The sequence below is a fragment of the Streptomyces phaeoluteigriseus genome, from assembly GCF_001896135.2.
Lineage (GTDB): Bacteria > Actinomycetota > Actinomycetes > Streptomycetales > Streptomycetaceae > Streptomyces > Streptomyces phaeoluteigriseus.
In genome coordinates, this window is record NZ_MPOH02000011.1 from 1126867 (window position 1) to 1145287 (window position 18421).

Below are 18421 nucleotides of genomic sequence, written 5' to 3' on the forward strand. Positions count from 1 at the left end.
ACACCGGACGCGCCGGGGATTCACACCAGGAGGTCGTCCACCTGGGCTTCGCCGTCCCGGTAGCGGCGGGTGATCTCCTTGCCGCACTTGTCCGCCGTGTGCTGGAGGTGCTGGCGGCAGCGGGAGACCCGGTGTTCGTAGCCGATGAGGCGGGCCATCCCCTCGTGGAGTTCCGGGTCGGTGCGGGCGCCCAGGTCGGAGAGTTCGACCTCGGAGAGCATCTCCGACGCCAGGCGCCGGTACTCCTCGCTCTGCGGGGTGCCCAGCGTGACGTGCCGGGCGGAGGAACGGTACCGGGCCGGGGCGTCGGTGAGGATCTCCGGAAGACGGTCCACCACGGACGCCGCCCCGGCAGGAGAACGCCGGGCCAGTTCCGCGCGCAGGATGTCGATACGGCCCTGGAGCAGCCGTCGTACGTAACTGAGGTCGGCCTCGTCGCGCTGGGCGTCCCGGCGCAGGGTGCGCAGTTCGGGCAGGCTCAGCCGGGCCAGGTCGTGCGCGGGCGGTTCCGTCGGCAGCGGACACGGTGGACTCTCCGTGCGCTGCACGGGCGGACGCTGGGTGGTCAGGCCCAGCTGCCCGGTACTCGGTGTGCTCATGTGCTCTACCGTCCCCTCGACCGGCGTGTGGGAAGCATCGTGCCACCCCAAGTGGTCCCAATGTGACCGAGTGCCCCCGAACGGCCCAGATGGTGGCGTAAGGATCAAAAAAGAAGCCCCTGCGGGGGTGTGCCGGCCGCACGGCATGATGGGGCGCATGCGTGCAGTGGTGCAGAGAGTGGACGGGGCGAGCGTCGTCGTGGACGGCGAGACCGTGGGGTCGATCGAGGGCGAGGGGCTGTGCGTCCTCGTCGGGGTCACCCACGAGGACACCAAGGAGAAGGCCGCCCAGCTGGCCCGCAAACTGTGGTCGGTCCGCATGCTGAGCGAGGAGCGGTCGTGCAGCGACATCGACGCCCCGCTCCTCGTCATCAGCCAGTTCACGCTCTACGGCGACGCCCGCAAGGGCCGCCGCCCCACCTGGAACGCGGCCGCCCCCGGCGATGTCGCCGAGCCGCTCGTAAACGAGGTGGTCGCCCGGTTGCGCGCGCTGGGCGCGACGGTGGCGACGGGCCGTTTCGGCGCGCGGATGCGGGTGTCCCTGACGAACGACGGCCCGTTCACCGTCCTGATCGAGATGTAGCCGGAGGGCTACGGCTCGACCACGGCCTCCTGGGCAGCGGCCGTGTTGTCGGCGAGCAGCGGGGCGTCCAGCGGGACGTTCCGCTTCACCAGCGCCAGCGCCACCGGGCCCAGTTCGTGGTGGCGTACGGAGGTGGTGATGACGCCGATCTTGCGGCTGTCGGGACCCTCGTCGGCGCGGCGCAGTTCGGTCCCGGCGGGCGGCAGGTACACCTCGCTGCCGTCGAGGTGCAGGAAGACCAGCCGGCGCGGGGGCTTGCCGAGGTTCTGCACGCGGGCGACGGTCTCCTGACCGCGGTAGCAGCCCTTCTGGAGGTGCACCGCGGTGTCGATCCAGCCCAGCTCGTGCGGGATGGTGCGGTGGTCGGTCTCGAAGCCGAGGCGGGGCCGGTGCTGCTCGACGCGCAGGGCCTCGTAGGCGAGGAGCCCGGCGGCGGGGCCGGACCGAGCGGCGTACGACTCCAGGTCCGCGCGCGGCAGGAACAGATCACGGCCGTACGCCGTCTCGCGGACGACGACGCCCTCGGGGACCTCGGTGATCGAACCGGCGGGCAGGTGGACGAGCGCGATGTCGGCCGTCCGGTCGGTGACCTCGACCCGGTAGAAGAACTTCATCGACTCCAGGTACGCGATCAGCGCGTCCTGGGTGCCGGGCTCGACGTGGGCCCAGACGGTCGTGCCGTCGTCCACCAGGTAGAGCGCGTGCTCGATGTGGCCGTTGGCGGAGAGGATCAGCGCCTCGGTGGCCCGGCCCGTGGGCAGGTCGCTGACGTGCTGGGTGAGCAGGAGGTGCAGCCAGCTGAGCCGGTCGTCGCCGGAGACGGTGACGATTCCGCGGTGCGAGAGGTCGACGAAGCCGGTGCCTTCGGCGAGGGCTCGCTGCTCGCGGAACAGGTCGCCGTAGTGGGCGGCGACGCCTTCGTCCACACCCTCGGCGGGAACGGCGCCGGGCAGGGACAGCAGAGGGCTCTTCATGGGACAAGCCTACGACTCGGTGGTCGAACTCCTCGCAGTCGAGCCCGTCGTCGCACCCCTCGCGGCCTCGGCCGCGCAGTCCTTGCAGCGGCCGAAGATGGCGAAGTGCTTCATGTCGGTGTCGAAGCCGAAGGTCGCCCGGAGCTTGGCCGTGAACTCGGCGGCCACGCCCACGTCCGCCTCGATCACGTTGCCGCAGTCGCGGCAGACCAGGTGGATGTGGTGGTGCCGGTCGGCGAGGTGGTACGTCGGCGCGCCGTGCCCGAGGTGGGCATGGCTGACCAGCCCCAGCTCCTCCAGCAGCTCCAGCGTCCGGTAGACGGTGGAAATGTTGACCCCCGACGCCGTCTTCCTCACTTCCACGAGGATGTCGTCGGGGGTCGCGTGCTCCAGGGTGTCCACGGCTTCGAGGACGAGTTGCCGCTGCGGGGTCAGGCGGTAGCCGCGCTGCCGCAGATCGCTCTTCCAGTCGATGCTCACCACACCGACGAGTCTAGGGCCTCTCGTTCGGATCGGGCCGGGCTCACGGGCCCGCGCCCGAACGGCAGACCTACTTGAAGAAGGCGATGCCGTCGTCCGGCATGTCGTCCGGGAGGGCCTTCGCCCAGCGTTCCACTTCCTCCGGGGTGACGACCTTCTTGAGGTGGGCCGACAGGTAGGGACGCAGCTCGACCTCGGGGGTCTGCTTCTCGCCGACCCACATCAGGTCACTGTTGACGTAGCCGTACAGACGCTTGCCGCCCGTGTAGGGGCCGGAGGCCGCCGTGCGGGCCACCGCGTCCGTGACCAGGTCGATCTGGGGCTTCTTGTGGGCCAGCTCGCCGTACCAGATCTCGACGACGCCGTGGTCGCGGACCATCGTCACCTCGACCTTGCGGTCGGCGTCGATCCGCCAGAAGCCGTACTCGGACTCCAGGGGGCGGACCTTGTTGCCGTCCTGGTCCAGCACCCAGGTGTGGGAGCGGTACTCCAGGAAGTCCCGTCCGTCGTGCGTGAAGGTGGCCTCCTGCCCGAAGTTGCACTTCTCGGAGCCGGGGAAGTCGTGCACGCCCGCGCCCGCCCAGCTGCCCAGCAGGAAGGCGAGGGGGACGAGGTCCTTGTGCAGGTCGGACGGGATCTCGATCATCGGTGGCACTTCCTAGACGTCGGTCAGCGCTGGCCCTGGTACAGCTTCTTCACGGTCAGCCCGGCGAAGGCGAGGACGCCGACGCAGACCAGGACCAGCAGGGCTTCGAAGAAGATCTCCACGGGTGCTCCTCGGATGAGCGTGCTTCGGGGTACGTACGACTCGGGATACGTACAACAGGGCCGGGCCCCAGCTTACGCGGCCGGGGACCGGCCCTCCTTGTGAGGTACACCCTCGCGGGCGTCAGCCCAGCAGCCGGCTCTGCAACGAGACCGTCTGCTGGAAGGGGACGGCCGCGGCGGTGCCCTGGCGGTGGACCATGCCGTCCCCGGTGCCGGGGAGGCCCGGCTGTCGGTGGCGTCCTCGTCGTCCGCCCGGTACGGGTCGTTGTCGCTGTGTCCGTCGACCGGAAGGGTCTCCCCCTGCCGGAACTTCACCAGGCGGCTCTCCACGGTGTACGACTCGCCCTCGGCCCAGCCGTGTGTGCGCGCTTCACGGATGACTCATGGTCAGCTCAGGGAGTGGTCGTGATGTTGATTACGATTCGGGCATGGCGAAGAAGCTCGTGATCAAGGTGACGGCCGGGGCCGATGCCCCCGAACGGTGTTCTCAGGCGTTCACGGTGGCGGCGGTGGCCGTGGCCAGCGGTGTGGAGGTCTCCCTGTGGCTGACCGGGGAGTCCGCGTGGTTCGCGCTGCCGGGCCGGGCCGCCGAGTTCGAGCTGCCGCACGCCGCCCCGCTGCCGGACCTGCTCGACTCACTCCTGCTCGGCGGCCGGGTCACGCTGTGCACGCAGTGCGCGGCCCGGCGGGACATCACCGAGAAGGACGTCCTGGAGGGCGTACGGATCGCCGGGGCGCAGGTGTTCGTGCAGGAGGCACTGGCCGACGAGACGCAGGCGCTCGTCTACTGAGCCTCAACTCGGCTCACCGGCATCCGTCGCGCCCTGCTCAGGCGTCTCCGCCCACAGGCAGAACGGGTGGCCCGAGGGGTCGATCAGCACCCGTACGTCCTCCTGGGGCTGGTACTCCGCGAGTCGCGCGCCCTGGGCGACGGCCCGTCCCGTCTCCGCCTCCAGGTCGTCCACCTCGATGTCGAGGTGCAGCATCATCTGCTGCTCACCGGGTCTGCGGGTGGGCCAGACGGGCGGGACGTAACCGGGTTCGGTCTCGAAGGCGAGCGCCGTGCCGGGGGTTCCGGGCGGCGGGCCGATGAGGACCCAGTCGACCTCGTCGGCACGCACCTCGTACCCGAGCAGACGCATGTAGAACCCGGCCAGCTCGTGCGCGTCGTGCGCGTCGAGCACCACGGTGGACAACCTCGCGGAGGACATGCCCACCTTCCTACTGGTGCCGCTTCTTCCCGTCCAGCTCGTCCCACCAGTCGTCCGACTTCGGATCGCCGGACGGGTCGTCCCACCACCGGTCCTCGGGCCCGCGCCGGTTGGCGACCACGGCGGCGAGCGGCGGGATGACCATCGCCACCACGCACATCCCGACGGCCACGGGAACCGACCAGAGCCGTACGACTGCCCAGGCCAGGACGAACAGCGCGACGCAGGTGCCCATCATCGCGAAGTAGGCGTGCCGACGGCGGGCGTACATGTGTCCAGGGTAGGTCGGACAGGAGCGTCCGGCACGGGTCGAACAGAAGTCGGAAGGGTCGGACAGGCCGAAGGGCCGCACCTCAGGTGTCCAACCCGAGAGGTACGGCCCTTCGGCCGGCTGCGTCCGACTGCGCCCGTCCGGCGCCCGTCGGTCCGTCCGCATCCGTGTCAGACGGCGATCGCGACCTCCGCGAGGCCGCCCTGCTGGGCGACGACCGTGCGGTCGGCGGTGCCGCCGGGCACGAGGGCGCGGACGGTCCAGGTGCCTTCGGCCGCGTAGAAGCGGAACTGTCCGGTGGCGGAGGTGGGGACCTCCGCGGTGAACTCGCCGGTCGAGTCGAGCAGACGGACGTAGCCCGTCACCGGCTCGCCGTCGCGGGTCACCTGACCCTGGATGGTGGTCTCACCGGGCTTGATCGTCGAGGCGTCCGGGCCGCCGGCCTTCGCTCCGCACATGTCTTCTCCAGAGGGGGTCTGACCAGAAGGTCGGGTCGGTGGGGTTACTTGTTGGCGCCGAGCTCGATCGGCACGCCGACGAGGGAGCCGTACTCGGTCCACGAGCCGTCGTAGTTCTTGACGTTCTCGACGCCGAGCAGCTCGTGCAGCACGAACCAGGTCAGGGCCGAGCGCTCACCGATGCGGCAGTAGGCGATCGTGTCCTTGGCCAGGTCGACCTGCTCGTCGGCGTAGAGGGCCTTCAGCTCGTCGTCCGACTTGAAGGTGCCGTCGTCGTTGGCGTTCTTCGACCACGGGATGTTGCGGGCGCTCGGGACGTGGCCCGGACGCTGCGACTGCTCCTGCGGAAGGTGGGCCGGGGCGAGCAGCTTGCCGGAGAACTCGTCGGGCGACCGGACGTCGACCAGGTTCTGCGTGCCGATGGCCGCCACGACGTCGTCGCGGAAGGCGCGGATGGCGCTGTTCTGCGGCTTCGCCCTGTAGGTGGTCGCCGGGCGCTCGGGCACCTCTTCGACCAGCTCGCGGGCGTCCAGCTCCCACTTCTTGCGGCCGCCGTCGAGAAGCTTGACGTTCTCGTGGCCGTACAGCTTGAAGTACCAGTAGGCGTAGGACGCGAACCAGTTGTTGTTGCCGCCGTACAGGATCACCAGGGTGTCGTTGCCGATGCCCTTCGCCGACAGGAGCTTCTCGAAGCCCTCCTGGTCGATGAAGTCACGGCGGACCGGGTCCTGGAGGTCCTGGGTCCAGTCGATCCGGATCGCGTTCTTGATGTGGTTCTTCTCGTACGCGGACGTGTCCTCGTCGACCTCGACGATGGCGATGTCCGGGTTGTCGAGGTTTGCCTCGACCCAGTCGGCGTCGACCAGGACGTCGCTGCGGCTCATGCTCGTTCTCCTCCGGGGCAGTTACGGCGGGGGTGCAAGAAAGGAGGGTGCGCGGCCGGGTCTCGCCGGCGGCCGACGCACGGACGCCCTCGAAGGAGGGCGTCGGGAGGGCGCGGAAGGCCGGCTGGGCTTCCGCTCAGACAGGGCGACAGAGCATGGCGGCGACGCGGCACAGGTCTACTGCCCGCCGCTTCGTGAGATCCGCCTGTCGCTGCTTCATGCGGTCGATCGTAGGGACGTAGGGGTGGACGTGTCACCAACGCTCCGCATGGTGAGACGCGATCGTCCGAATAATGGGACACAGAGAAGCGCCCGGGCCGTCGTCGTACGGCTTCCGGGCGCTCGTGTCCGTCTGTGTCCGTCACCATATCTGCGCTGCGGACGGCGGCGTCTCGTCTGTCGGACACCCGCCGTCCACCGGAGGCGGTCCTACCCGGCGAGGCGGACGTCGGAACCCTTCACCGCGATCTCCACGCCGGTCTTCGCGGCCTCGACCTTGTCGAGCTGGATGCCGCCGGGCAGGTCGTCGATCTTCTGCTCGAAGTCGGTGATGCCGCGCACCTCGTCCTCGGCGACCTGGAACGGGCCGAAGCTGGGCAGCGAGTCGGCGTGCACCCGGACCGTGTCGCCCTCGGCGGTGACCGTGCTCAGCACCGAGACGGGCTGCGGCAGCTTGGCGCCGCCGACGCTCACCTCGACGGTGACCTTGATCTTGCCGTTGCCGCCGTCGGAGAGACCGATGACCCGGGCCGAGGCCGGGCCGACCTCGGTCGGCTCGGACTTGGCGGTCTTCAACAGCTCCGCGTAGCTGATGGACGCGGTGCCGGTGGCGCTGGCCGCGGTGGCCGAGCTGTAGTCACCGGAGAACTCGACGCCCCTCATGTTCGCATCGAGGTCGTCGATGCGGATCTTCTGCCCCTCGGCACCGGCCACGGCCTCGTAGTCGTCGATGCCGACCTCGACGTCGTCCAGCTCGCCGCCGACGACCTGGGTCAGGAACGGGAAGCCCTTGATCGACACGTCCGGGGTGGCCGCGAGGCCCTCGTTCGCCCGTAGCTTGTCCGCGACCTCGCCCTCGGCGAAGTTCACGGCGAGGCGGTCGGCGAGCACGAACAGGCCGCCCAGGACCACGACGACGACCAGCAGTATTCGAAGCGCTCGCATGCGGTTGTTCCCCCACCCGGATGGTCGGACAGTCATATGACCACTCACGGTAACTCCGGACGCGGAGAGTGGCCGGAGTTTGTCGATCACCTGTGACACAGGCGACCGTCCGCCTCTTACCCGAGCGCCCGTCCCAGCACGTACACCGCAGGTGCCGCGGCGGCCAGCGGCAGGGCGACGCCCGCCGTGAAGTGCACGAAACGCGACGGGTAGTCGTAGCTCGCCACCCGGTGGCCGATCAGCGCGCAGACCGCCGCGCCCGCGCCGAGCAGCGCGCCCTTCGCGCCCAGTCCGGTCATCCCGCCGACCGCGATGCCCGCACCCGCCGCGGCGAGCAGCGCGACGACCACCGAGGCGGGGGTCGGCAGCGGCAGCGCGCGGGCCAGCACGGCGACGGCGACCGCGGCGGCGCCGACCGTCACCGCGTCCGGGTCGGCCCCGAGGTGGCCGGTGGCGAGGATCGCCAGCGCGGCCGAGGTGACCGTCGCCATCAGGCCGTACATGCGCTCGTCGGGGTCGGCGTGCGAGCGGAGCTGGAGGACGAGGCAGAGCAGGACCCAGACGCCGAGGCTGCCCAGGATCGCGGCCGGCGCGTTCTCCCGGCCGGCCACGAGGAGCGCCACGTCGGAGACCAGCGCGCCGAGGAAGGCCAGCGCGATGCCCTGCCGGGCCGGCCACATGCCGTTCAGCCGGAACCAGCCGGCCGCCGTGACGGCCTGGAGCACGACGAGCGGCACGACCAGCGCGTACGTGCCGATCGCCGCCGTACCGGACAGGAGCAGGCCGAGGAGCGCGGTGAGCGCGGCGGGCTGCATCCCGGGTTCGATGACCGGCGAACGGCCTTCGAGACGGGCCCGCTGGGCGTCGGTGATGCGCGCGTTGCCGGCCATGGTGGCCGGCCCGTAGGCCGGCCCCCCGGCCTCGCCCTCGGGCATCGCCTCGGGCGTCACCTCGGGGGCGACGGGGGCGGGAGCGGCGGCGTGGCCGGCCTGTCGCCCGTACGGAACCTGTTGCCCGTAGGACGCCTGGTACTGCCCCTGCTGCGCGGACCCGTGCTGCTGGTGCTCAGCCTGCTGGTACCGGGGCTCCTGGTACCGAGGCTGCTGGTACGCGGGTGCCTGCTGCTGCCAGGCCGGGGCCTCGCCCGTCTGCGGCGGCAGGTACGCCGTCTCCGCCGGGTCCGCCGCCGTGACGGGCGGCTGGACGCTGGTCTCCCAGGTCTGGCCCTGCCACTGCTGGGTGTGCTGGAGGTGGGCCTGCGGGTCCTCGTACCCGTACGGCTGCTGCCGGGCGGGCCAGTCCTGCTGCGGGGGCTGCTGCTGCGGGGGCTGCTGCTGATACGGGTCGTACCCCTGCGGGTACTGCCCCTCGTACGGCTGGTCGGTCATCTCACCCTCCTGCGAACGGCGGGAGCACCTCGACCGTGCCGCCGTCGGCCAGCCGTACCGTCTCATGTCCGCGGGTGCCCACGGGGTCACCGTCGACGAGGAACGAGCATCGCTGCAGGACACGCACGAGTTCGCCGGGGTGTCGCTCCCGCGCGGCCTGGAGCGCCTCGGCGAGGGTGGCCGCGTCGTGCGGCTCCTCGGCGACGCCGGCCGCGGCCTTGGCGGCCGCCCAGTAGCGCACCGTGACCTTTGCCATCTCGTCCCTCGGTCGGTGTTCGGTCGGTCAGTCACTTCTGCTTCGGTGGTCGACACGTCTGCGGTGGTCGACAGGGTTCAGGCTAGCCCGCCCGTGCGGCCGTCCAGGCACCGATGCGCGTCAGGAGGTCGTCGGTGGCGGCGTGCTCGGCGTGACCCATGCCGTGCTCCACCCAGAGTTCGCCGTGGTCACCCGCGGCCTCGGCCAGCATCCTGGGGTGGTCGAGGGGGAAGTAGCCGTCGCTGTCGCCGTGGACCAGCAGCAGGGGTGTGGGCGCGATCCTCGGGACCGCCTCCACGGGGGAGAGCGGGACCGGGTTCCATTCACGGTGGTGGATGCGGGTGCGGAAGCCGTAGCGGCCGACCACGCGGCCCGCGGGGCGGGTGACCAGCCAGTGCAGCCGGCGCATCGGAGCCGTACCCCGGTAGTACCAGCGGGCGGGGGCACTGACGGAGACCACCGCGTCGACCGTGCCGGTGTGCAGGGCCGCGTGCCGCAGCACCACCGAGCCGCCCATCGAGAAGCCGATCGTGGCCACGCGCGCGTGCCCGAGCCGGCGGGCCCAGGCGACGGCCGCGTCCAGGTCGAGGACCTCGCGGTCGCCGACGGTGGAGCGCCCGCCGGAACGGCCGTGCCCGCGGAAGGAGAACGTGACGACGGCCCCGTGCCGGGCGAGTGCCGACGCGATCCGGCGTATGTGCGGGCGGTCCACGTCGCCGGTGAATCCATGGGCCACGACGAACACCAGGTCACGAGCGGGTGGCGCGGAGGCGTCGTATACGACCGCACCAGGGTCGTATACGGAATCGATGGAAATACCGTCGGCCGTGGGCAGAAACGTCCGCAATGGTCTGCCCGTGACCGTCTCAGTGGTCGGACGAACGGTGGAACATGCCACATGACCTGCCTGACCGTTGCTCATGTGGGCTATTCTGCTGGGCAGAGGACTCGGGCAGCGTAGCCCCCGGGTCCTTTTGTGCTTTCGGAAGCGTTGTATACGCAGTGGGAAACCGCAGGTGTACGGGCCCCGGGACGCGCAGAGCAGTGCCGCAGTGCCGCAAACGTCCTCGCAGGGACCGAGGAGGAACCAGACGTATGAGTTCTCTGCTGCTCCTGACCAACGCCCTCCAGCCGTCGACGGAGGTGCTGCCCGCGCTCGGCCTGCTGCTGCACAACGTGCGGGTGGCCCCGGCGGAAGGCCCCGCTCTCGTCGACACCCCCGGTGCCGACGTCATCCTGATCGACGGACGCCGTGACCTCCCGCAGGTCCGCAGCCTGTGCCAGCTGCTGCGCTCCACCGGCCCCGGCTGTCCGCTCATCCTGGTCGTCACCGAGGGCGGCCTCGCCGCCGTCACCGCCGACTGGGGCATCGACGACGTCCTGCTCGACACCGCCGGACCGGCGGAGGTCGAGGCGCGGCTGCGGCTGGCGATGGGGCGGCAGCAGATCGTCAACGACGACTCCCCCATGGAGATCCGCAACGGCGACCTGTCGGTCGACGAGGCGACCTACTCCGCGAAGCTCAAGGGCCGGGTCCTCGACCTCACCTTCAAGGAGTTCGAACTCCTGAAGTACCTCGCGCAGCACCCGGGCCGTGTCTTCACCCGCGCCCAGTTGCTCCAGGAGGTCTGGGGCTACGACTACTTCGGCGGCACCCGGACGGTCGACGTGCACGTACGACGGCTGCGCGCCAAGCTCGGCCCGGAGCACGAGTCGCTGATCGGAACCGTCCGCAACGTCGGTTATCGATTCGTTACTCCCGAGAAGATCGACCGTACCGCCGAAGAGGCCAAGGCCAAGACGGACCGGGCAAACACGGAGGATGCGGACAACGCGCCACCCGTGGGTGCCGAGGAGATCTCCGCGGAGGCATAGCCGCCGCTCAGGCCGGGCGTCACTCCCGCACAGGGAAGCTGCGAGACGCCCTGCCCAGGGCGGATCCATCCGCGTAGACTCCGCGCGTGGCCAAGGTAACCAGGGATGACGTGGCACGGCTGGCGGGGACGTCCACCGCTGTCGTCAGCTATGTCATCAACAACGGACCCCGGCCGGTTGCCCCGGCCACGCGCGAGCGTGTTCTCGCAGCGATCAAGGAACTGAGTTACCGCCCCGACCGGGTCGCCCAGGCGATGGCATCGCGGCGCACCGACCTCATAGGCCTGATCGTGCCGGACGCGCGCCAGCCCTTCTTCGGGGAGATGGCGCACGCGGTCGAACAGGCCGCCTCCGAGCGCGGGAAAATGGTGCTGGTCGGCAACTCCGACTACATCGGCGAGCGCGAGGTCCACTATCTGCGCGCCTTCCTGGGCATGCGGGTGTCCGGCCTGATCCTCGTCAGCCACGCGCTGAACGACAACGCCGCAGCCGAGATCGACGCCTGGGACGCCCGCGTGGTGCTGCTGCACGAGCGGCCCGAGGCCATCGACGACGTCGCCGTCGTCACCGACGACCTGGGCGGCGCCCAGCTCGCCGTACGCCACCTCCTGGAGCACGGCTACGACTACGTCGCCTGTGTGGGCGGCACCGCGGACACGCCCTCCGTCGGCGACCCGGTGTCCGACCACGTCGAGGGCTGGCGGCGGGCCATGACCGAGGCCGGCATCCCCACCGAGGGCCGGCTCTTCGAGGCCCCCTACAACCGTTACGACGCCTACAAGGTGGGCCTCGACCTGCTGTCGGGCCCAGACCGGCCGCCGGCCGTCTTCTGCTCCACCGACGACCAGGCGATCGGCCTCCTGCGGGCGGCCCGCGAGCTGCGCATCGACGTGCCGGGCGAACTGGGGGTGGCCGGCTTCGACGACATCAAGGAGGCCGCGCTCGCCGACCCGCCGCTGACCACGGTCGCCTCCGACCGCTCGGCGATGGCCCGCTCGGCCGTCGACCTGGTCCTCGACGACGGCCTGCGGGTCGCGGGCTCGCGCCGCGAGCGGCTCAAGGTGTTCCCGTCCCGGCTGGTGGTCCGCCGCTCCTGCGGCTGCGAGTGAGCCCGTACGAGGCCTCCAGCCACGCTGGACGAGCCTCCGGCCAGGTCGCATGAGGGTTCTCTGAGAGCGGCCGGTCCCGTGCGGGAAGCATCTTCATATCGGGCGTACGAGGTTCTGCCGGGCTTCTCAGGGAGCACTCAGGCAGCTCTCATGGTCGGGCGGAAAGCTCTGTTCCATGACCGAGAGCATCCGCCGCAGCGGCGAGTACGAGAACCACGAGAACCCGTACCAGGGCGCCCCGCAGCACGCTTCCGCCCCCGTGAACCCGGAGTGGCCGCCCCCGCCGGCGTACCGGCCGGCCGCGCCGCAGCCCGCCGAGCCGACCGCCGTACCGCGGACGCCGGCCCAGCCCGGCGCCGCCTGGGGCACCACGACCGCCGGTGACGGCAACGGCGGCGGGACCGCTCTCCTGACCCGCCTGGCCGCCGAGCCGGCACCCGTTCCCCCCGAGGAAGCGTGCCAGGCGCGGCCCGACGGCGCTGCTCGCCGCCGTGGCGATCGTCGCCGCGGCGATCGGCGGCGGCACCGCCTACGGCATCCAGGAGCTGACCGGCGAGAACCAGGTGGTCGCCTCCTCCACCACGACCAGCGTGGTCCCGTCCAGCAAGACCGGTGACGTAGCCAGCATCGCCGCCGCCGTCAGCCCGAGCGTCGTCGAGATCAACGCCACCCTCGGCAGCGGCTCCTCGACCGGCTCCGGCGTGATCATCACGAGTGACGGCGAGATCCTCACCAACAACCACGTCATCTCCGGCGCCTCCTCGATCAAGGTGTCGACCAGCGACGGCAAGGAGTACACCGCCAAGGTCGTCGGCACCGACAGCAAGAAGGACCTGGCGCTGATCAAGCTGGAGAACGCCTCCGGCCTCAAGACGGCCACCCTCGGCAACTCCGACGGCGTCGAGGTGGGCGACACGGTCGTGGCGATCGGCTCCCCCGAGGGCCTGACCGGCACGGTGACCAGCGGCATCGTCTCCGCCCTCGACCGGGACGTGACGGTCTCGACCGACGAGAGCCAGGGCCGGCAGCAACAGCAGCAGGGCGGAAACTGGCCGTTCGAGTTCGGCGGCCAGGAGTTCAACGGCGACACCGGCTCGTCCACCACGACGTACAAGGCGCTCCAGACGGACGCCTCCCTCAACCCCGGCAACTCCGGCGGCGCCCTGATCGACGCCAACGGCAACATCATCGGCATCAACTCCGCGATGTACTCCGCCGCCGACGCCACCTCCTCCACCGCCGGCAGCGTCGGCCTCGGCTTCGCCATCCCGATCAACACCGTCAAGGCCGACCTCGCGACCCTGCGGGCCGGCGGCTCCGACAGCTGAACCACCTTCCAGCGCTCAGGGAGTACGTCATGATCAAGCAGGTTCCGCACACGGTGACCGGCGTCGGCGCGGCCGACCTCGCCCTGGCCCTCCACGTGGCGTACGAGCTGCACGCCCCGACGGCGCCGCCCCGGGCCCCCGAGGTCGCCGCCCCGCACCTGATGGGCCTGCGCACCAGCGCCGCCCGCCCCCACCGTCGCAAGGTGCCGCTGAGCCGGCTCACTACGATGCGAGGCTGAGAGCGTGACCGCCCGCAGCACCCCGCCGCCCCACCGCACCTGAGGAATCCACGCATGAGCCCCGCCGAAGGCGACCGTGACACCCAGCGCATCCTGATCGTCGACGACGAGCCGGCGGTGCGCGAAGCACTCCAGCGCAGCCTCGCCTTCGAGGGCTACGACACGGAGGTCGCCGTGGACGGCGCGGACGCCCTGGAGAAGGCGACCCTCTACCGGCCCGACCTGGTCGTCCTCGACATCCAGATGCCCCGTATGGACGGCCTCACCGCCGCCCGCCGCATCCGCGGGGCCGGGGACACCACCCCGATCCTCATGCTGACCGCCCGCGACACCGTCGCGACCGCGTCACCGGGCTCGACGCGGGCGCCGACGACTACCTGGTCAAGCCGTTCGAACTGGACGAGCTGTTCGCCCGCGTACGGGCCCTGCTGCGGCGCAGCTCCTACGCCGCGGCGGCCGGCGCCGACCCCGACGACGAGGCGCTCACCTTCGCCGACCTGCGCATGGACCTCGCCACCCGTGAGGTGACCCGCGCCGGGCGGGCCGTGGAGCTGACCCGGACCGAGTTCACCCTCCTGGAGATGTTCCTCGCGCACCCGCGCCAGGTCCTCACCCGCGAGCAGATCCTCAAGGCCGTGTGGGGCTTCGACTTCGAGCCCTCGTCCAACTCCCTCGACGTCTACGTCATGTACCTGCGCCGCAAGACGGAGGCAGGCGGCGAACCGCGCCTCGTGCACACCGTGCGGGGCGTGGGGTACGTGTTGCGGCAGGGCGGCGCGGAGTGAAAAGGGCTCTACGACGGTTGCGGACCCTTCCGATCCGGGCCCGGCTGTCGATGCTGGTCGCCGCGGCGGTGGCGTTCGCGGTGGCGGCGGTCTCGGTGACGTGCTGGTTCATCGTGCAGGGGAAGTTGTACGAGCAGGTCGACGCCGACCTGAAGAAGATGGTGGCGCAGCCGAGGCTCGAGGACCAGATCGAGAACGTTCTCAGGACGTGCCCGCAGGACACACAACCCAACAAGTCGTTCTTGGGGAACAGCTACTTCCAGGTGGTGACGGAAGACGACACGGTCTGCGTCAACTCGTTCTCCGCGGGCAAGGTGAAGGTCTCCGCCACCGACCGGAAGGTCATCGCGAACGCGGACGACACCGCCGACGGCGTCTTCTACGACAGCACGGCCGAGAACGGCGAGGCCGTACGGGTGCTGACACTGCCCGTGCAGACCACCGACGGGCCGGTGGCACTGGTCCTCGCCACCCCCCTCAAGAGCACCGAGAAGACCCTCAACGAACTCGCCCTCATCCTCCTCCTCGTCTCCGGGATCGGAGTCCTCGGCGCCGGTGCCGCGGGGCTGGCCGTCGCCCGCGCGGGCCTGCGGCCCGTGGACAAGCTGACCGAGGCCGTCGAGCACGTGGCCCGCACCGACGACCTGGGCATCCGCATCCCCGTGGCGGAGGACGCCGAGGACGAGGTGGCCCGCCTCTCCCGCTCCTTCAACTCGATGACGGCCTCCCTGGCCAACTCCCGCGCCCTGCAACAGCAGCTGATCGCGGACGCGGGTCACGAACTCCGTACTCCCCTCACCTCCCTCCGCACCAACATCGAACTGCTCAGCCGCAGCGAGGAGACGGGCCGCCCCATCCCGGAGGCGGACCGCAAGGCACTCCTCGCGTCGGTGAAGGCCCAGATGACCGAGCTGGCCGCGCTGATCGGCGACTTGCAGGAACTGTCCCGCTCGGACGCCCAGCGGGGTGAGCGCGTCCAGGTGGTCTCCCTGGAGGACACCGTGGAGTCGGCCCTGCGCAGGGCGCGGCTGCGCGGCCCGGAGCTGACGATCACGGCCGCACTGGATCCCTGGTACGTCCGGGCGGAGCCGGCCGCGCTGGAACGGGCGGTGGTCAACGTCCTGGACAACGCGGTGAAGTTCAGCCCGCGGGGCGGTTCCGTCGAGGTCGGTCTCGCCGACGGTGTCCTGACCGTCCGCGACCACGGCCCCGGCATCCCCGAGGACGAACTCCCGCACGTCTTCGACCGGTTCTGGCGTTCCCCGAGCGCGAGGCCCTCCCCGGCTCGGGCCTCGGCCTGTCGATCGTCGCGCGTACGGTCCAGCAGGCGGGCGGCGAGATCACGGTGGCCCGCGCGGAGGGCGACGGCACGCTGGTGACCGTACGGCTGCCGGGGGCGCCGACCCCTCCGCCCGAGCTGCCGTAGGACATTGCGGCCGTACTCCCCGCGAACGGCGGTGGTTCGGCAACCTTTCCGCCGTGGGCGGCGACCACCCGGTGACCCACACCTCTTCCGGGTGGTCCCCCTCCCACGGAACGGAACCCCACACATGACCGACATCCGTCGAAAGCCCCGGCACCGCAGGCGCAGGACCGCCGTGGCGGTGGGCGTACCCCTCGCCCTCACGGCCGCCGGCACCCTCGCCTACGGCACGGACCTCGGAGTGTTCGGCGCGGACGCGCAGGCCGGCGCGTCCGCCGCCACCGCGGCGCCCGCCTGGGCGACCGCGACCGCCGACGGTTTCGCCTCCGTCGACTCGCTCGGGCAGAACGGGACGTACGGCGGGCGGGACGGCAGGACCGTCACCGTGAAGACGCTCGCCGATCTGGAGAAGTACGCGACGGCCGCCGAACCGTACGTCATCGTCGTGGCGGCGACGATCGACATGAACCCGGTCGGCAAGGAGATCAAGGTCGCCTCCGACAAGACGATCGTGGGTTCCGGGACCTCCGGACAGATCGTCGGCGGCGGGTTCTTCCTCGGCCCCGGCGTCCACAACGTGATCATCCGGAACCTGACCATCCGGGACGCGTACCAGGGGATCTGGAACGACAAGGACCACGACTTCGACGCGATCCAGATGGACGGGGCGCATCACGTCTGGATCGACCACAACGATCTGCGGCACATGGCCGACGGGCTCATCGACGTCCGCAAGGACAGCACCAACGTCACCGTGTCCTGGAACAAGCTGAGCGACAACAACAAGACGTTCGGCATCGGCTGGACCACGAACGTCGTCACCGACATCACGATCCACCACAACTGGTTCCGCGAGACGGAGCAGCGCAACCCGTCCACGGACAACGCCGCCCACGCCCACCTCTACAACAACTTCCTGGAGGACGCGGCCGGCACCACGATCAAGTCGTCGTACGGCAACTACTCGCGCGGCGGGACGAAGATGGTCCTGGAGAACTCCTACTTCCAGGGCATGAACAACCCGGTCACCAGGGACAGCACCGCGACGATCGTCCAGAGGGGCAACACCTTCGTCGGGACGAGCGGGCGCAACGAGAGCGGCGGCACCGCCTTCGACCCGAAGTCCTTCTACGCCTACACCCTCGACAAGACCGCCGACGTGCCCGCGCTCCTCAGGTCGGGCGTGGGCCCGCGCGGTTCCATCGGTACGACGGCGGCCACGACCGCCACCACCAAAGCCGCCGCCGCCACGACGCTCACCGTCGCCGCCGACGGCTCCGGGCAGTACAGGACCGTGCAGGCCGCCGTGAACGCCGTACCGGCGAACAACCCCTCGCGCGTCGTCATCTCCGTGAAGCCGGGGACGTACCGCGAGGTCGTCAAGGTCCCGTCCAACAAGCCGCACGTCACCATCCAGGGCTCGGGCGCGAGCCGCAAGGACACCGTCATCGTCTACGGGAACGCGGCGGGCATGACCAAGCCCGACGGATCCGGTACGTACGGCACGCCCGGCAGCGCCACGATGTCCGTGCAGTCGGACGACTCGCAGGTCCGCAACCTCACCGTCACCAACGACTTCGACGAGTCCAAGCACCAGGACATCGCCAACCAGGCGGTCGCGCTGCTGACGCAGGCCGACAGGATCGTCCTGGACGGTGTGATCGTCAACGGTGACCAGGACACCCTGGAGCTGGAGACCGCCGCCAAGGACAAGCTCGGCCGCGTCTACATCAGCAACTCCTACATCACCGGCAACGTCGACTTCATCTTCGGGCGGGCGACGGTCGTCGTCGACAAGTCCGTCATCACGCTGAAGAAGCGGTGGAACGGCACCTCGGCCGGGTACGTCACCGCGCCGAGCACCCCGGCCAACCGCAAGGGCATCCTCATCAACCGGTCCGCGATCAACGGTGACGTGACCGCGGGTTCCTTCTTCCTCGGCCGCAACTGGCACCCGGGCGGCGACACCACCGTCGACCCGCAGGCCACCGTCCGCGACACCACGCTCAGCGCCGCGATCAAGTCCACCCCGTGGTCGGACATGGGCGGCTTCTCCTGGAAGGACGACCGCTTCGCCGAGTACCGCAACACCGGCGCGGGCGCGGGCACCGCAAGCAGCAACCGCCCCCACCTGACGGACACCCAGGCCGCCGACCAGGAAGTCACGGACTGGCTGGGCGACTGGACGCCGTCGGCTTCCTGACCTCTCCCCGGGATCAGCCACACCGGGCGCATGCCGAATCGGAAGCGGAACCGGTGTGGCTGCCGGGACGGGCCATCTGATGCGGCACGGGGCCGAAGTCAAGGGCGTCACAGCCTCCCTGGACATCGCCCGATCTCGCTGTCGTCGCCCGTCGCCACGGCGAGCAGGAGTGAGGAGCCGGTGGCGGCCACGGCATCGACCCGACCGCCGGTCACTGAGACGGCCGCCCCGGCGTCGGTGTCCCTCAGCGTCGCGTTCACCACGCCCGATGAACCCGACGTGCCCGACGTGCCCACGATCACCGCGTGTCCTCCCGGGCAGGCAAGGCCCTCCACATTCATGCCGCTCGGCACACTCACCGGCGTCACCTTCCCCGTCGTCAACACGTGAATGTGCCTCCTGAAGGAGCACAACCGGGACCGT

At 70.5% G+C, this 18421-nt stretch carries 20 protein-coding genes and 3 pseudogenes; 9 read left to right on the forward strand and 14 right to left on the reverse strand.

The features are described 5' to 3' along the window. Nucleotides 1-20: 20 nt before the first annotated feature. Nucleotides 21-599 carry an RsiG family protein gene (locus tag BM536_RS16210; protein WP_073495037.1) on the reverse strand — a complete coding sequence of 193 codons (579 nt, stop codon included), beginning with the start codon at nt 597-599 and terminating at the stop codon, nt 21-23. Nucleotides 600-756: 157 nt separating this feature from the next. On the opposite strand from BM536_RS16210, the gene dtd reads away from it, so the two are divergent. Next, complete coding sequence (gene dtd / locus BM536_RS16215) at nt 757-1182, forward strand: D-aminoacyl-tRNA deacylase (RefSeq protein WP_073495035.1); 426 nt, start codon at nt 757-759, stop codon at nt 1180-1182. A gap of 8 nt (nt 1183-1190) precedes the next feature. Here the strand turns inward: dtd and ygfZ are convergent, their stop codons facing one another. From ygfZ to BM536_RS16230, 3 genes are all read right to left on the reverse strand, one after another. Beyond that, on the reverse strand, nt 1191-2156 hold the full coding sequence (ygfZ, locus tag BM536_RS16220; protein WP_073495034.1) for a CAF17-like 4Fe-4S cluster assembly/insertion protein YgfZ: 966 nt from the start codon (nt 2154-2156) through the stop codon (nt 1191-1193). A gap of 9 nt (nt 2157-2165) precedes the next feature. Further along, nucleotides 2166-2639, reverse strand: coding sequence for a Fur family transcriptional regulator (locus BM536_RS16225; RefSeq protein ID WP_073495032.1), 474 nt, complete (start codon nt 2637-2639; stop codon nt 2166-2168). Nucleotides 2640-2706: 67 nt separating this feature from the next. Next, complete coding sequence (locus tag BM536_RS16230) at nt 2707-3282, reverse strand: heme-binding beta-barrel domain-containing protein (protein ID WP_073495030.1); 576 nt, start codon at nt 3280-3282, stop codon at nt 2707-2709. Between the two features lie 550 nt (nt 3283-3832). Here BM536_RS16230 and BM536_RS16240 point away from each other — a divergent pair. Further along, nucleotides 3833-4195, forward strand: a complete 363-nt coding sequence (locus BM536_RS16240) for a DsrE family protein (RefSeq protein WP_073495028.1) — start codon at nt 3833-3835, stop codon at nt 4193-4195. A gap of 3 nt (nt 4196-4198) precedes the next feature. On the opposite strand, the gene BM536_RS16245 is transcribed toward BM536_RS16240, so the two are convergent. From BM536_RS16245 to BM536_RS16280, 9 genes are all read right to left on the reverse strand, one after another. Continuing rightward, nucleotides 4199-4615 carry a VOC family protein gene (locus tag BM536_RS16245; protein ID WP_073495026.1) on the reverse strand — a complete coding sequence of 139 codons (417 nt, stop codon included), beginning with the start codon at nt 4613-4615 and terminating at the stop codon, nt 4199-4201. Between the two features lie 10 nt (nt 4616-4625). Beyond that, complete coding sequence (locus tag BM536_RS16250) at nt 4626-4886, reverse strand: DUF3099 domain-containing protein (RefSeq protein ID WP_073495041.1); 261 nt, start codon at nt 4884-4886, stop codon at nt 4626-4628. Nucleotides 4887-5056: 170 nt separating this feature from the next. Then, nucleotides 5057-5344, reverse strand: coding sequence for a DUF1416 domain-containing protein (locus BM536_RS16255; RefSeq protein WP_004986406.1), 288 nt, complete (start codon nt 5342-5344; stop codon nt 5057-5059). Nucleotides 5345-5388: 44 nt separating this feature from the next. Beyond that, entirely contained in the window at nt 5389-6228 is an 840-nt protein-coding gene (locus BM536_RS16260; protein ID WP_073495025.1) for a sulfurtransferase, read from the reverse strand. A gap of 136 nt (nt 6229-6364) precedes the next feature. After that, on the reverse strand, nt 6365-6448 hold the full coding sequence (locus BM536_RS44840; RefSeq protein WP_353850233.1) for an Ms5788A family Cys-rich leader peptide: 84 nt from the start codon (nt 6446-6448) through the stop codon (nt 6365-6367). Nucleotides 6449-6657: 209 nt separating this feature from the next. Continuing rightward, the gene (locus BM536_RS16265; protein WP_073495023.1) at nt 6658-7392 is read right to left on the reverse strand and encodes an LmeA family phospholipid-binding protein; all 735 of its coding nucleotides are present in this window, start codon (nt 7390-7392) and stop codon (nt 6658-6660) included. 116 nt (nt 7393-7508) lie between these two features. Then, the gene (locus BM536_RS16270; protein WP_094103066.1) at nt 7509-8780 is read right to left on the reverse strand and encodes a hypothetical protein; all 1272 of its coding nucleotides are present in this window, start codon (nt 8778-8780) and stop codon (nt 7509-7511) included. Nucleotide 8781: 1 nt separating this feature from the next. Further along, nucleotides 8782-9036, reverse strand: coding sequence for a MoaD/ThiS family protein (locus BM536_RS16275; protein WP_073495022.1), 255 nt, complete (start codon nt 9034-9036; stop codon nt 8782-8784). Between the two features lie 82 nt (nt 9037-9118). Then, entirely contained in the window at nt 9119-9958 is an 840-nt protein-coding gene (locus BM536_RS16280; protein ID WP_073495020.1) for an alpha/beta hydrolase, read from the reverse strand. A gap of 173 nt (nt 9959-10131) precedes the next feature. On the opposite strand from BM536_RS16280, the gene BM536_RS16285 reads away from it, so the two are divergent. The 7 genes and pseudogenes from BM536_RS16285 to BM536_RS16315 all read left to right on the forward strand — a co-directional run bounded on the left by BM536_RS16285 (nt 10132) and on the right by BM536_RS16315 (nt 17998). Further along, nucleotides 10132-10911, forward strand: coding sequence for a response regulator transcription factor (locus BM536_RS16285; protein ID WP_073495018.1), 780 nt, complete (start codon nt 10132-10134; stop codon nt 10909-10911). Between the two features lie 86 nt (nt 10912-10997). Continuing rightward, nucleotides 10998-12020, forward strand: coding sequence for a LacI family DNA-binding transcriptional regulator (locus BM536_RS16290; RefSeq protein ID WP_073495016.1), 1023 nt, complete (start codon nt 10998-11000; stop codon nt 12018-12020). Nucleotides 12021-12195: 175 nt separating this feature from the next. Continuing rightward, nucleotides 12196-13348, forward strand: a pseudogene (locus tag BM536_RS43985) (S1C family serine protease). Nucleotides 13349-13377: 29 nt separating this feature from the next. Then, a complete protein-coding gene (locus BM536_RS16300) occupies nt 13378-13587 on the forward strand; it encodes a hypothetical protein (protein ID WP_073495014.1) in 210 nt (69 codons plus the stop codon). Nucleotides 13588-13641: 54 nt separating this feature from the next. Then, nucleotides 13642-14372 (forward strand): annotated as a pseudogene (locus tag BM536_RS16305) (response regulator transcription factor). After that, nucleotides 14369-15798, forward strand: a pseudogene (locus BM536_RS16310) (sensor histidine kinase). Before BM536_RS16305 ends, BM536_RS16310 begins: the two co-directional pseudogenes overlap by 4 nt. Before the next feature lie 124 nt (nt 15799-15922). Beyond that, nucleotides 15923-17998 (forward strand): pectinesterase family protein, encoded by a 2076-nt coding sequence (locus tag BM536_RS16315; protein ID WP_073495012.1) that lies wholly within the window; start codon nt 15923-15925, stop codon nt 17996-17998. A 107-nt stretch (nt 17999-18105) separates the two neighbouring features. Here BM536_RS16315 and BM536_RS40340 read toward each other — a convergent pair whose 3' ends face one another. After that, a complete protein-coding gene (locus tag BM536_RS40340; RefSeq protein WP_143650923.1) occupies nt 18106-18300 on the reverse strand; it encodes a hypothetical protein in 195 nt (64 codons plus the stop codon). Nucleotides 18301-18421: the final 121 nt, after the last annotated feature.